Source organism: Streptomyces sp. NPDC007088, assembly GCF_042869355.1.
Taxonomy (GTDB): Bacteria; Actinomycetota; Actinomycetes; order Streptomycetales; family Streptomycetaceae; genus Streptomyces.
Genome location: NZ_JBIAFO010000002.1, coordinates 60,586 through 74,120 on the forward strand (window position 1 = coordinate 60,586; position 13,535 = coordinate 74,120).

At 74.3% G+C, this 13,535-nt stretch carries 13 protein-coding genes; 8 read left to right on the forward strand and 5 right to left on the reverse strand.

Annotated elements, in window-relative coordinates:
• The first annotated feature begins 75 nt into the window (after window positions 1–75).
• On the forward strand, window positions 76–2,382 hold the full coding sequence (locus ACFYMP_RS03395; RefSeq protein ID WP_388849771.1) for a DEAD/DEAH box helicase: 2,307 nt from the start codon (window positions 76–78) through the stop codon (window positions 2,380–2,382).
• A 252-nt stretch (window positions 2,383–2,634) separates the two neighbouring features.
• Here ACFYMP_RS03395 and ACFYMP_RS03400 read toward each other — a convergent pair whose 3' ends face one another.
• The 3 genes from ACFYMP_RS03400 to ACFYMP_RS03410 all read right to left on the reverse strand — a co-directional run bounded on the left by ACFYMP_RS03400 (window position 2,635) and on the right by ACFYMP_RS03410 (window position 5,620).
• Entirely contained in the window at window positions 2,635–3,060 is a 426-nt protein-coding gene (locus tag ACFYMP_RS03400; RefSeq protein ID WP_388849773.1) for an ATP-binding protein, read from the reverse strand.
• Between the two features lie 139 nt (window positions 3,061–3,199).
• Entirely contained in the window at window positions 3,200–3,595 is a 396-nt protein-coding gene (locus ACFYMP_RS03405; RefSeq protein WP_388850962.1) for an NUDIX domain-containing protein, read from the reverse strand.
• 711 nt (window positions 3,596–4,306) lie between these two features.
• Window positions 4,307–5,620 (reverse strand): MFS transporter, encoded by a 1,314-nt coding sequence (locus tag ACFYMP_RS03410; protein WP_388849776.1) that lies wholly within the window; start codon window positions 5,618–5,620, stop codon window positions 4,307–4,309.
• A gap of 98 nt (window positions 5,621–5,718) precedes the next feature.
• Between ACFYMP_RS03410 and ACFYMP_RS03415 the strand changes: the two genes are divergently transcribed.
• Both ACFYMP_RS03415 and ACFYMP_RS03420 read left to right on the forward strand, forming a co-directional pair.
• A complete protein-coding gene (locus ACFYMP_RS03415; RefSeq protein WP_388849779.1) occupies window positions 5,719–6,375 on the forward strand; it encodes a TetR/AcrR family transcriptional regulator in 657 nt (218 codons plus the stop codon).
• A gap of 52 nt (window positions 6,376–6,427) precedes the next feature.
• On the forward strand, window positions 6,428–7,216 hold the full coding sequence (locus ACFYMP_RS03420; protein WP_388849782.1) for a VOC family protein: 789 nt from the start codon (window positions 6,428–6,430) through the stop codon (window positions 7,214–7,216).
• On the opposite strand, the gene ACFYMP_RS03425 is transcribed toward ACFYMP_RS03420, so the two are convergent.
• Window positions 7,205–7,885 carry a winged helix-turn-helix transcriptional regulator gene (locus tag ACFYMP_RS03425; protein ID WP_388849785.1) on the reverse strand — a complete coding sequence of 227 codons (681 nt, stop codon included), beginning with the start codon at window positions 7,883–7,885 and terminating at the stop codon, window positions 7,205–7,207. The two genes, ACFYMP_RS03420 and ACFYMP_RS03425, sit on opposite strands and share 12 nt — an antisense overlap.
• Window positions 7,886–7,968: 83 nt before the next feature.
• Between ACFYMP_RS03425 and ACFYMP_RS03430 the strand changes: the two genes are divergently transcribed.
• Window positions 7,969–9,183, forward strand: coding sequence for a pyridoxal phosphate-dependent aminotransferase (locus ACFYMP_RS03430; RefSeq protein WP_388849787.1), 1,215 nt, complete (start codon window positions 7,969–7,971; stop codon window positions 9,181–9,183).
• A gap of 24 nt (window positions 9,184–9,207) precedes the next feature.
• Here the strand turns inward: ACFYMP_RS03430 and ACFYMP_RS03435 are convergent, their stop codons facing one another.
• Window positions 9,208–10,419 carry a threonine synthase gene (locus ACFYMP_RS03435; RefSeq protein ID WP_388849790.1) on the reverse strand — a complete coding sequence of 404 codons (1,212 nt, stop codon included), beginning with the start codon at window positions 10,417–10,419 and terminating at the stop codon, window positions 9,208–9,210.
• Between the two features lie 232 nt (window positions 10,420–10,651).
• Here ACFYMP_RS03435 and ACFYMP_RS03440 point away from each other — a divergent pair, with 232 nt between their 5' ends.
• The 4 genes from ACFYMP_RS03440 (at window position 10,652) to ACFYMP_RS03455 (ending at window position 13,462) form a co-directional block, all read left to right on the forward strand.
• Complete coding sequence (locus tag ACFYMP_RS03440) at window positions 10,652–11,407, forward strand: GntR family transcriptional regulator (RefSeq protein ID WP_388849793.1); 756 nt, start codon at window positions 10,652–10,654, stop codon at window positions 11,405–11,407.
• 368 nt (window positions 11,408–11,775) lie between these two features.
• Complete coding sequence (locus ACFYMP_RS03445; protein WP_388849796.1) at window positions 11,776–11,973, forward strand: SPOR domain-containing protein; 198 nt, start codon at window positions 11,776–11,778, stop codon at window positions 11,971–11,973.
• A 296-nt stretch (window positions 11,974–12,269) separates the two neighbouring features.
• The gene (locus ACFYMP_RS03450; protein ID WP_388849799.1) at window positions 12,270–12,716 is read left to right on the forward strand and encodes a (deoxy)nucleoside triphosphate pyrophosphohydrolase; all 447 of its coding nucleotides are present in this window, start codon (window positions 12,270–12,272) and stop codon (window positions 12,714–12,716) included.
• 341 nt (window positions 12,717–13,057) lie between these two features.
• Entirely contained in the window at window positions 13,058–13,462 is a 405-nt protein-coding gene (locus tag ACFYMP_RS03455; protein WP_388849802.1) for an ATP-binding protein, read from the forward strand.
• Window positions 13,463–13,535 lie beyond the last annotated feature (73 nt).

Sequence of the window (13,535 nt, forward strand, 5' to 3'; positions counted from 1 at the left end):
GCGTTCCGGCCGACGTGCTCACCCCGTCCCTGGGCGGGAGCGCGGGGCCGGACGGGGACGGGGAGAGGGGCGGGTATGGGACGGGCGGAGCGGGAGGCGGTCGCCTCCGGGGCGCGGCTGTACGCGGCGGCCCGCTCGGTGGCCGCCGACCACGAGCGGGCCCTCGGCGCCGTACGGGAGGCGCTGACGCCGATCCTCGACGCCGAGGTGGGGCGCGCTCTCGACGCGATGCCGGTGTCCCGTCTCCAGCAGGTCACCGGGGGCCGGGGGAGGGCCGAACCGCTGGAGCGCGGCGGACTGCGCACCGTACGACAGGTGCTCGACGCCGGGCCGTACCGGCTGCGGCAGATCCCCGGCATCGGCAAGGTGACCGCCGACCAGCTCACGGCGGCGGCCCAGCGGCTCGCCGGGGCGGTACGGGACGGCGTCGCCGTCTTTCTCGACGTCGACCACCCCACCCCGCGCACCACCGCGCTGGTCCGGGCCCTGCACGTCCTGGTGGAGGCCGGGCCGCGGGCGCGGCGGACCGTGCGCACGGCCGAGGGGCTCGTGGCACGGCTGGGGCCGCTGCTGGAGGAGGCGAAACCGGTCTCGGGGCGGCTGCGGCTGCTGCTGGCCGGGGGCGAGCGCCGGGCCAGGGCCCTGGAGGCGGTCGCCGCGATCCGCGCCCTGACCGAGGAGGCGGAACGCTCGAAGACCGCCGCGTCCCTCGCGCAGACCTCGGTGGACCTGCTGCGGGGCCCGGCGCCAGAGCTTGCGGCCTGGGTGGACTTCGGCACGCGCGCCGCCGAGTACTACGCGCTGCTCGCCGAGGTCTCCGACACCGGACCCGAGCCGGTCTCCGCCGAGGGCTTCCTGCCCGAGGACCTGGCCGACCGGGTGCGCCGGCAGCCGCTCGACGACACGCACCGCCGGGTGTCCCTGCGCGGGTACCAGGCGTTCGGGGCCCGCTTCGCGCTCGCGCGGCGCAAGGTGATCCTCGGGGACGAAATGGGACTCGGCAAGACCGTGCAGGCCATCGCCGCGATGGCGCACCTGGCCGCCGAGGGGGAGAAGCACTTCCTGGTGGTCTGCCCGGCGAGCGTCCTGCTGAACTGGATGCGCGAGATCGAGACCCGCGCCACGCTGCCCGGCCGACTGCTGCACGGTCCCGAGCGCCCGGCGGCCTTTTGGGACTGGTGCGAGCGGGGCGGGATCGGGGTCACGACCTTCGAGGCGCTGCGCGGCTTCCCCGAACCCGCCCCGGAATCCTCCTGGGCAAGACCGGCCATGCTGGTCGTGGACGAGGCGCACTTCGTGAAGAACCCGCGCGCCAAACGCTCCCAGGCGGTCCAGCGCTGGTCCGCGCGCTGCGCACGCACCCTGTTCCTGACGGGCACCCCGATGGAGAACCGGGTCGAGGAGTTCCGCAGTCTGGTCCGGATTCTGGAACCGGACCTGGCCGACGGGCTGGCCGAGGGAGACGTACCGCTCGGGTCCGCCCGGTTCCGCGAGAAGGTCGCCCCGGTCTACCTGCGCCGCAACCAGGCGGACGTCCTGACCGAACTGCCCCGCCTCCTGCACACCGACGAGTGGGAACAGCCGAGCCGGGACGACGAGCGGGCGTACCGCGCGGCGGTCGCCACCGGCAACTTCATGGCGATGCGCCGGGCGGCCTACGCGCACCCGGAGGGCTCGGCGAAGCTGGGGCGGCTGGTCGACCTGATCACGGAGGCCGGGGAGAACGGCTTGAAGACCGTCGTGTTCTCCAACTTCCGGGACGTCCTGGAAGCGGTGGGCGCCGCCCTCGGCGCGGCGCCCACCGTCACCGGCCCGGTCCTCGGCCCCCTCGACGGCGACGTACCGCCGCTGAGCCGTCAGCGCGTCGTCGACGAGTTCTCCGCCGTCCCCGGCCCCGCCGTGCTGACGGCCCAGATCCAGACGGCCGGACTCGGCCTCAACATTCAGGCCGCCTCCGTCGTGATCCTGTGCGAGCCGCAGATCAAACCGACCCTCGAACAGCAGGCCGTCGCCCGCGCCCATCGCATGGGGCAGGTCCGTCCGGTCCGCGTCCACCGGCTGCTCACCCCGGGCGGGGTGGACGAGCGGCTCGTACGGATGCTGGAGCGCAAGTCCCGCCAGTTCGACGCGTACGCCCGGCGCAGCGCGCTCGCCGAACAGCACCCGGAGGCCGTCGACGTCTCGGACGCCGAACTGGCCCGCCGGATCGTCGAGGAGGAACAGGAGCGGCTCGGAGTGGCGGGGGACGACGCCGGGACCGGCACGGAGGCGGTGGTGCCGGCGGCGCCGCCGGCCCGAGCGGTGGCGGTCGGCGAACAGCGCGCGCACGACGACGGGCAGGAGGAGCCCGCCGGGTCACGGGACGGGAGCGGGAACAGCTGAAGTACCGCCTCGGGCACCCTCAGCCGTTCCACGGGAGCCGTTCCACGGGGCCGCGACGGGACCACGGACGCACACCCGTGGCGACACCCCTCTCCTCAGCCGGGCCGCTGCCCCCCGCCGGGCAGGGCGGTCCGCACGAAGACGGCCCGCGAGCCACGCACGGGAACTCGTGCCCGCTGATCACGAGGCCGGGGGCCGTACGGCTCGCTGTGGTCGCGTCCCGGCCCGGACAGCACGCCCGGCCGGCCGCCCTCACCGCCCCGCGGGCTGGGCCTGCGACGGCCGGAAGCAGGCGGTGACCTCCTTGCCCCGGGGGCAGGGGTAGGCGGCCCAGGTCTCGGCCAGGGCGTCCACCAGGAACATCCCGCGACCGCCGAGCGCGTCCTCGGACGCCTCCCGGGGCTCGGGCAGCGCGGGGGACTCGTCGTGCACGGTGACGTGCAGACACTCGCTGTCCCAGGTCAGTACGAGCTGCGCGGTGCTGCCGGCGTGCCGGTGCGCGTTGGTGACCAGCTCCGACACGGCCAGCAGGACGGAGTCCGCCGTGTCCGGGTCCGTCCGCGACCAGCCGAGCGTCTCCAGGTGCTCCCTGGTCCAGTCCCGCGCCGCCTTGACACCACTGCTGACCGGCAGGGAGCGCGCCCAGCCCACAGCCTTCAACGACGAGTCGTCCGTCACTGCACTTCTCCCTCGGCCCGCCGACAGGTTCTTTCAGCCCGCGTACCCCGGGACGGCCGGGCCAAGAGGGCGATCACGCGTGCGGACGCCGGCGCGCCCCCGGCCGGGTGGGGCCGGCGCGCGTCCCGGCCGGCGCGTGTCAGACCGACGTCTCCCCGCGGATCAGCTGCCGGTGCAGCTCCTGCATACCCTCCGGAAGGGCGTCGGCCGCGAACCAGCGGGCCTCCAGGATCTCGAAGGGGTCGATCCGCAGCTCCCCGCCCACGTACCGCGCCTCGTACGCGACCTCGACGCGCAGCCGGTACCCGCTCCTGAGGCGTACGAGGCGACCGGGCCGCACGTCGAGCCCGGTCTCCTCCTTCACCTCCCGCACCACGGTGTCGGGGAACTCCTCCCCGGCGACCGCGAAACCGGTCGGCAGCCCCCACGGCCGCTCGGGGGACCACAAACGGTGCTTGAGGAGCAGCACCTGGCCCGCGTCGTTCCGCACGACCCCGGTGACGCCCACGGTGAACTTGGCGTGCGCCAGCCACAGCAGCCGCCACTGGAAGGGCCCCCGCAGGAGCCGCCAGATCCGGGCCACGAGCCGGAATCGCTTCACGAACTGCCTCTCGGAAGGAGCGAGGAAAAGGAAAGGGCGGAGGAGGGGAAGGTACGGCGGAGGCCGGGGGCGGCGCGCCGGATCGGAGCAGGCGGCTTGGCGCCGGTGACGAGGGTGCGGAGGGCTGCGCGGGCGCCGGTGAGGTGGTGGTCCTCGTGGCCGCCGACCGCGACGCGGGCACGGCCCCTGTCGTCGCTGCCGAGGCGGAGGCGGTCGTCGCCCTCGCCGCGGAACGGGGTTTGCGCAGAGATGCCGGACACGGTTCTCCTCACAGGTGTCGTGCGATCGAGTGAAGCAGGTTTCCGGAGCGAGTCTTGCCCAGGAACCGCTCACCCCTCCACGCCGGATGAGCCCGGTACGTGACGAGCCGCTGGTCGGCGCGGACGAACTCCCCGCCGTGGGCGGTGTCCAACTCGGGCGCGCCGGAGGGAACTACGCCTTCAGCTCGTCCCGGCCGCCGTGTGCCCGAGCGCCGGCCCACCGCGTCGGGGCGCGGCAGTGCGACGGGGCAGGCCGGGGCGGCCACTCCGGCCGTGCGGACGGCCACCCCGATCCGGGCGAACGCCGGCGCCCCGGCGCGGTGCGCCACTCGGCGGTGCCTGTGCGGCGGCCCGGCAGCGCTGGGGAGAGGGGGCCCGCCGAGGGCTACCCGGGAGCCCCCCGGCGCTTCCGGGCGTCGCCCGCCGCCGGGGGACCCGCTTCCCGCCCGGTGGTCCCCCACATCAGGGCCGCCCCCACCGCCATCAGTACCGCGCCCGCCGCGAACGGTGCCCGCAGGCCCGCGTGGGCCGCCAGGAGTCCGGCCGCCGCCGTGCCCACCGCGCCCGCCGCGCCCGTCAACGTCGCGTGCGCCACCCCGACCCGGCCCAGCAGCTCCGTCGGCGTACGGGACTGGCGCAGGGTGGCCGCGTGTACGCCCCAGGCGCCGAAGGCCGCGCCGTACACCGTGAGGCAGCCTCCCGCGAGCAGGCCGGAGTGGGCGAGGGCCGCGCCCGCCGCCGCCAGGGCCGTCACACCGGGGCAGGCGCGCACAACGCCGCGGACCGGCAGGCGCGGGGCCACGGCCGCCCCGGTCACGCCGCCCGCCGCGAACGCCGCCACCAGCAGCGCGTAGCCCAGGTCGTCCAGGTGCAGCGTGCGCCGCGCCCACAGCACCAGGACCGCCGCCAGGCCGTCCGTCACCAGGGCGGCCAGCGCCCCGCACGCGCTCAGCCCGCGCAGCAGCCCGTCCTGCCACAACAAGACCGTCCCGGAGAGGAGTTCCGCGCGGAACGGACGTCCGGGGCGGGACGGACGCGATCCGCCGGCCGGTACCGCCGCCGTCCCGCTCCGTCCCGCGCCGCTCAGGAGTACCAGCCCGGACGCCATCGCGAAGGACACCGCGTCCACCGAGACCGGGAGGGCCGTCGCCGCGCCGAACAGCACCGCGCCCAACGGCGGGCCGAGCAGGGTGTCCGTCAGGATGCCGGTGGACTGGAGGCGGGCGTTCGCCGGGGCCAGACGGGCGCGGCCGACAAGGGACGGGATCAGTCCCGACCAGGCCGCGAGGTACAGCGTCTGGCCGCAGCCGAGCAGGAATCCCGTCGTGATCAGTACGGCGACCGTCACCCCGCCCGCCGCGATCCCCGCCGCCAGGGCTCCCACCACCACCGCCCGGACCAGATCCACCGCCCACAGCAGGCGCCGGCGGTCCGCCCGGTCCGCCAGCGCCCCCGCCAATACGCTGAGCAGCCAGGGGAGTTGCTCGGCAAGGGCGACCGCCGCCAACTGCCTCGGGTCGTCCGTCAGGCGTGCGGCCAACAGCGGCAGGGCCACGAAGCGGACGCCGTCGCCGAGGCCCGAGGCCGCCACCGAGGCCCACACCAGGGAGAAGTCCCTGCCCATGCCGGCCGGCGCACGGGACCCGCTCCCGGCCCCGGTCCCGTCGCCCTCGCCCCTGGCGGCCCCCTCCGGAAACATGAACGTGACTCTGGTTCATGTTTTGGGTCCCTGTCAAGGCGCGTTCTCGGAGTCCGCCCCGTGCCCGTACGCCGAGCCCGTATGCCAAGGTGGAACGCATGGTCGCAGCGGGAGACGGTGAGCAGGGTCCGGGGCCGGGGCTGCGTGAGCGTCCCCGGCAGCAGCGCAGTCGCGAGAAGGTCGACCGCGTCCTGCGCGCCACCGCCGAACTCCTCGACGCCCAGCCGTACGAAGAGATCGGGACCAAGGGCATCGCCGAGCGCGCCGGGGTCTCCGTCGGGGTGCTCTACCGGTACTTCCCCGACAAGGACGCCATCGCCGCGACCCTCGTACGCGCCTGGCAGGAGCGGAACGTCGAGGTCGTCGCCCAGATCTGCGCGAGCCCGCCCGGCGGCGGAACGGCGGCGCTCTTCGAGCGGCTCCTCGACGGGTTCGCCCAGCGGTTCCGTACCGAGCCCGGCTACCGGCGGCTGTGGGTGTACGGGCTGCCGCGCCTGCCCGAACTGGCGGGCCTCGGCAGCGCCACCAACGCCCGGGTCTCCGCGCTGATCCACCGTGCCGTGGTCGACGCCTACGGACTCCCCGACACGGACACGACCCGGCGACAGGTCGCCCTCGTCGTGGAGGTCGGCGACTTCCTGCTCGGCCGGGCCTTCTGGGAGAAGCCGGAAGGAGACGCGGTGATGCTGCGGGACGCCGTGGAGCTGATCGACCGGTACCTCGCGCCCCTGACCACCACGGCCCCGGCTCCCTGAACGCCGACGCGCCACCGTGTCCGCCACGCCGTCCCCCCAGGAGGAGCGCCGCATGACCCAGGGCCCCGCACCCGCCGTCCGCTGGACGTACGCCTTCGTCGACTCCCCGCGCGCGCACGAGGAGGCCGCCCGCTCCTTCTGGGCGGCCGTCACCGGTTCCGAACTCTCCGCCGCACGAGGGGAGTCGGGTGAGTTCGTCACCTTCCTGCCGGCCGGCGGCGCCGATCCCGCCGTCAAGCAGCAGTCGGTCGCCGAGGGGCCCGGCGGGGCGCACGTGGACCTGTGCGTCGCCGAGGTCCCCGCCTTCGTACGCCACGCCCAGGAGCAGGGCGCCGCCGTGCTGTCCGAGGAGCCGGGGCTGAGCGTGCTGCGCTCGCCCGCCGGGCTCGGGTTCTGCGTCGTCCCCTGGCGCGGGGAGCGGACCGCGCCGCCCGTCGTGGCGGACGAACGGCTCGATCAGGTGTGTCTGGACGTCGGGCCGGCCGCGTACGAGCGGGAACTCGCCTTCTGGGCCGCCCTCACCGGCTGGCGCCCCGCCCCCACGAGCCAGCCCGAGTTCCAGCGGCTGCGACCGCCGCTCGGGCTGCCCATGCGGTTCCTGGTGCAGCGGCTCGACGAGGAGCGGCCCTCCCGCGCCCACCTCGATCTCGCCGCGCTGGACCCCGAGTCGGCGCGGGCCCGGCACGAGGCGCTCGGGGCGCGGCTCGCGCACCACGGCAAGGAGTGGATCGTCATGCGCGACCCGGCGGGCGGGATCTACTGCCTGACCGACCGGGACCCGCACGACCCGACCGGCGGCGCGGACCGGGCGGGCGGCACCCGCCGCGCCTCAGGCCGCTGATCCGCCCCCGTCCTCGCCCCGCAGGCGCCGGGCCGCCGCCCCCTCGCCCCGTACCCGCACCCGGCCCTCCTTGACGGCCTCGGCGAGGGTCGCCGTGCCCTCGCCGAGGGCGCGGCAGGTGTCCGCGTCCATCACCAGCCGGGCGTCCGGCGCCGTGTCCGCCGCCCCGTCGCCGTACGAGGGGCGGCCGGGCGCCAGGCCCGTACGGATGTGGAACAGGCCCTCGGGGAGTTCGACCTCCACGAGCACCCGGTCCCCGCCGCACGCCGCCCCGAGCGGGCCCAGCAGGGGGATCGCGAACCAGTGCGCGCGCACCGCGTCGGTCGGCCGGCGCTCCGCGAGATCCGGGGCGCCCCACGTCGCGAGCGCCCTCAGTACCGGCAGCAAGCCGGCCCCGCGCTCCGTCAGTTCGTAGACCGAGGCGTTGGCCGGGGCGGGCAGGCGGCGGCGTACGGCCAGACCGTCGCGCTCCATGTCGCGCAGCCGCGTCGCGAGCATGTCGGTGCTCACCCCCGGCAGGTCCGCGAGCAGATCCGTGTACCGGCGCGGCCCGCCCAGCAACTCGCGGACGATCAGCAGGGCCCAGCGGTCGCCCACGGCGTCCAGGGCCCGGGAGGTGGCGCAGTACTGGTCGTAGCTTCGGCGGCGGGGCGGCGTCTGACGTGGCATGTATCGCAGTCTAGACACATGGTTGGACTTTCCAAGCTCTTGCTTGGTAAAACCAAGTCACACAGTTCCCGGGGAGGCACGGCATGGAGTTCCGGCAGTCGAGCAAGCTGAGCGAGGTCTGCTACGAGATCCGGGGCCCGGTGATCGCACACGCCAACGCCCTTGAGGAGGCCGGGCACAGCGTGCTGCGGCTCAACACCGGCAACCCCGCGCTCTTCGGCTTCGAGGCGCCCGAGGAGATCGTCCAGGACATGATCCGGATGCTCCCGCGGGCCCACGGGTACACCGACTCGCGCGGCATCCTCTCCGCCCGCCGCGCCGTCGCCCAGCGCTACGAGGCGCTCGGGGTCGAAGGTGTCGGCGTGGACGACGTCTTCCTGGGCAACGGCGTCTCCGAACTCATCACCATGGCGATGCAGGCGCTGCTGGAGAACGGCGACGAAGTCCTCGTCCCCGCACCCGACTTCCCCCTGTGGACGGCCGTCACCACGCTGTCCGGCGGCAAGGCCGTGCACTACCTGTGCGACGAGGAGTCCGACTGGTACCCGGACCTCGACGACATGGCCGCGAAGATCACCGACCGCACCCGCGCCGTCGTCATCATCAACCCCAACAACCCGACGGGCGCGGTCTACCCGAAGGAGATCGTCGAGGGCATCCTCGATCTCGCCCGCCGCCATCAGCTCATGGTCTTCGCGGACGAGATCTACGACCAGATCCTGTACGACGACGCCGTCCACCACACGGCGGCGGCGCTCGCCCCCGACCTCGTCGTCCTGTCGTTCAGCGGGCTGTCCAAGACGTACCGGGTCGCCGGGTTCCGCTCGGGCTGGCTCGTCGTGAGCGGGCCCAGGCAGCACGCCAAGGACTACCTGGAGGGGCTCACGATGCTCGCCTCCATGCGGCTGTGTGCCAACGCCCCGGCCCAGTACGCGATCCAGGCGGCGCTCGGCGGACGGCAGTCCATCAAGGAGCTGACCGCCCCGGGCGGCCGGCTGCGCGAACAGCGCGACCGGGCCTGGGAGAAGCTCAACGAGATCCCCGGCGTCTCCTGCGTCAAACCCAAGGGGGCGCTCTACGCCTTCCCGCGCATCGACCCTCAGGTGCACCCCCTCGTCGACGACGAACGCTTCGTGCTCGACCTGCTGCTGCGCGAGAAGATCCAGGTCGTCCAGGGCACCGGCTTCAACTGGCCGCGCCCCGACCACTTCCGCATCCTCACCCTGCCGTACGCCGACGACCTGGAGTCCGCGATCGGGCGGATCGGGCGCTTCCTCGCCGGGTACCGGCAGGAGTGAGAACGGGCGTGCCCCCGGGGGCCGTCACCCCGCCGTCCCCGTCTTGAGACCGGCCCCGCACAGCGGCACCACCGTCTCGACGTCCCCGAGCGCCCCCTCGCGCACCGCCGCCCAGCACGCGACCCCCGTCGTCTCGACGTACAAACCCCTTCGGGCCAGGTCGAGTTGGGCGGGGGCGAGGTGCTCCTCGGGGACAGTCAGGAAGGAGCCGCCGCTCGCGCGGACGGCGGCGAGGATCTGCCGGGCGCGCGGCGGCCGGGGGATCGCGATGCCCTCGGCGAGCGTGGGCCCTGCCCCGGTCCCGCCGGGCGGCAGATCCCCGGCGCCCGCCCGCCAGGCGGCGGCCAGCGGGGAGACCGCCCGCGCCTGGACCGCGTGCAGGCGCGGGCGCCGGTCGAGCAGCCCGGCTCCGTACAACTCCTCGATCGCGAGGGCGGCTCCCAGCAGCAGCGTGCCGTTGCCCACCGGCACGACGACCGCCTCCGGCAGCCGGCCGCCGAGGTCCTCCCACAGCTCGTAGACGTAGGTCTTCGTTCCGTGCGTGAAGTACGGGTTGAAGACATGGCTCGCGTAGAAGACCCCCGGCTCGTCCGCCGCCGCGCGGGCCGCGCGGGCCGTCGCCTCCCGGTCGCCCGGTACGAGTTCCAGGCGCGCGCCGTGCGCCGCGATCTGCTCCAGTTTCTTCGGGGACGTCCCCTCGGGCACGTACACCGTGCAGTCCAGGCCCGCCCGCGCGCAGTACGCCGCGAGCGCCGTGCCCGCGTTGCCACTGCTGTCCGCGATCACCCGCTCCGGGCCCAGCCGGCGCGCGAGTTCGGCGAGCAGGACGGCGCCCCGGTCCTTGAAGGACAGCGTCGGCATCAGGAAGTCGAGCTTCGCGAGGACCGGGCCCGCCAGCGTGACCAGAGGGGTCCGGCCCTCGCCCAGCGACACCGAGGGCGCGGACAGCGGCAGGGCCTCGGCGTACCGCCACAGCGAGTTCACCCGGCCGGTCAGCGCGGTGAGCGGCGGGGGCGCGGCCGTGAAGTCCAGGTCGAGCGGGCCCCGGCAGCGCGGACAGCACCACGCGAGCGAATCGGCGCTCACCCGCGTGCCGTCCACCGGGCACACCGAGGACGGCGGCGGGGGCTCGGCGGCGGGCCGGCTCCGTGGCTCTTGAGCGGCCCCCCGGTCAGGGAGGGCGGAGGCGCGTGGCCGCGGGCCGGGCTCACCGGCCGGGGCGTCGATGTCGTCCATGCGAGGAGCGTACGCAGCGGTCCGCGCGGGCCTCGATCACGCAGGGCGGAACTGGACTCCTACCGTCTGTGACACGTGTCCGCCCGCCCATGTTTCCTTGATCGGCGTACAGGGCAGGAAGTGCCTGCACAAAGACGCGTCATCACTTCGAGTGAATCTTTGGCCCTCGCTTGCGGGGAGCAACCGTCGGTTGCCAGGCTGTTGCTGTCTGTCAACCTGATGGGAGTGGCTTGTGACATTCGGTGAGCAGCCGGCGTATCTCCGCGTGGCGGGTGATCTCCGTAAGAAGATCGTCGACGGTTCGCTCCCCCCGCACACCCGCCTCCCCTCACAGGCGCGTATCCGCAGGGAGTACGGCGTGTCGGACACCGTGGCCCTGGAGGCCCGCAAGGTCCTCATGGCCGAGGGGCTGGTCGAGGGGCGTTCCGGTTCGGGGACGTACGTGCGCGAGCGACTCCAGCCGCGGCGCATCGCGCGCTCCGGCTACCGCGTTCCTCCCGGCACCTCCACCCCCTTCCGGCAGGAACAGGCGGAGGAGGGGGCGCGCGGGACCTGGGAGTCCAGCAGCGTGCAGGAGGAGGCGGACGAGGAGACCGCCGCCCGGCTGGGCGTCGAGACGGGTGCCCGCGTCATGTGCACCCGCTACGTCTTCAGGGACGCGGGCCGCCCCATGATGCTCTCGACCTCCTGGGAGCCGCTCGAACTCACCGGCCGTACCCCCGTCATGCTGCCCGAGGAGGGACCGCTCGGCGGTACCGGAGTCGTGGACCGCATGGCCGCGATCGACACCGTCGTGGACAACGTGGTCGAGGAGGTCGGCGCCCGCCCCGGTCTCGCCGAGGAACTGCTCCTGCTCGGCGGGGTGCCCGGACACGTCGTGATCGTCGTGGCCCGCACCTACTACGCCTCGCAGCGCGCCGTGGAGACGGCCGATCTCGTCGTGCCCGCCGACCGCTACCGGCTGACCTACCACCTGCCCGTGAGGTGACGGGGGAGGGGCGGGGAGGCCCTGGGGCGAGGTGACTTCGGGGTCGCGGCCGCCGCGTGAGGGCTCCGGCGGCTTGTGGAAGTCCCCCTCCCACGGCTCCCCGAGGTCCCGAGGTCCTCGTGATGGCACCCTCCGCTCTCCCCGGAGGTTCCCGTAGTTCCCCGGAGGGTGGGGTGTGGGGGGCGTGTTTCCCGGAACGCGCCCCCCACATCCCACCCTTTTTCGCTGTCCGTGATGGCGCGAACCCGTACCCCTTCGTGCTAATTCGTATCCGCTCAGTTAAGGCGGGGGGTAGGGTCGGGCATATGCGAACTGGGGTTTCCTCGGCGGTCGTTGTCACGGTCGGAGGAGAGAGGCGGAGGGGTTCGATGACGGACAGCGGTGCCACGCTTCCCTGGCACCTCATAAGGCGGGACGACGGAAAGGCCGACAGCTACCGGGTCGGTCAGTACGCGACGCGGGCCGAGGCCGAGCGGCGCGCCAGCACGCTCGACAAGGACCGCATCGCCGAGCGCAGACTGTACGCGGTGGAGCACGCCAACAGCGTGCCGGGCGCGGGTTCCTGACGCCGCGCGCCCCGTGCGCCCCTGCCGGGCTCCGGCGCCGGTCCCTCCGGGGCACAGTGCCACCTCCGGCCCCTCGGTCACCACGGCGCCGTCAGCTCTCGGACGCCTCAGCGACCCCCTAAGGGCTGTCCCGTAACCCCTGGCGGGCGCGCGACGGCAGCTGCGGCACCTCGCCGCGCTGCCGAAACGCCCGAATCGCTCCGCGATGAGGGCGCTCCGGCGCCTTGCGACGCACCACATCTGACGCCGCGCGCTGATCCACCAGGGGTTACGGGACAGCCCTTAGGCTCCGTGTCATGACTCAGGAGATCGTGGTGGTCGGGGCCGCCCTGTACGACGGTGGGCGGCTGCTCGCCGCGCGCCGTACCGCCCCGCCGGAGCTGGCCGGGCGCTGGGAGCTGCCCGGCGGCAAGGTCGAACCCGGCGAACTGCCCGAGCAGGCGCTCGTACGGGAACTGCGGGAGGAACTCGGCATCGAGACCGAGGCGCTCGAACCGCTGCCGGGGCGGTGGCCGCTCAAGCCGGGGTACGTGCTCGACGTCTGGGCCGCCCGCCCGCTGCCCGGACAGCCCGCCCCCGAGCCGCTGGAGGACCACGACGAGCTGCGCTGGCTCGCCGCCGGGGAGGTCTGGACCGTGGACTGGCTCGACCAGGACCGCCCCGCCGTCACCGAGGCGGCCCGCCGCCTGCCCGCTCCGGAGGCGCGGGTCCGGACGGGCGAGGAGTGGTCCTTCGAGGGGTGAGTGGGGCGAGTGCGCGGGGTCCCGCGCTTGGTGGGTGGGCGGAGGGTGACGGAGGCTCCCCGGCTCCCGTGTGATCCGCCGGGGCGCCTCGGTCCCGGCGTGCCCCGGGTGCGCTCGGGTGGGGGGAAGGGCCGGGACCGGCGCGCGGAGGCCCCGGGCCCCGGCGCGGACGCACGAGCGTTCCCAGCCTGGACCCGCGCCGCCCCCGCCGCCCTCCGGAAGCCCGCGAACTGCGCCATTCGAGCCATCCGTCCGCCAAGCGGGGGGTAATTCGTCTGAAATGACGGGTATGGGGCTATTGATGGCCCTGAAAGGTTCTCCGCTGAGGGTCTTCTGGGGAAGTGATCGGCTTGATCGACACCGAGGGCGTCTGCGCCGCATGGACCTTTCCGGCTGATCCGGGGGTGGTGAGAGCGGCCCGGGGCGTCGTACGGACCCAGCTCGCCGACTGGGACCTCTCCCCGATGGCCGACGTCACCGTGCTGATCGTCAGCGAACTCGTCACCAACTCCCTGCGTCACGCCCACGGTCCCATCGGGGTCCGGCTCAGCCGACGGAGTACGTGCCTGTTCGTGGAGGTCTCCGACCCGGTCCCCGACGCGCCCCGCGAACGGACGGCCCACCCGGACGACGAGCACGGCCGGGGCATCCGTCTGCTGAGCAGGCAGTCCCGCAGCTGGGGCACCAACGCGGCCCCGGAGGGCCGGGGCAAGACCGTGTGGTGCGAACTGCCCGTCCCGGCCTGAGCGCCGCCGTCTGCCGTCTGCCGTCTGCCGTCTGCCGTCTGCCGTCTGACGTCTGACGTCTGCCCTCTGCCCT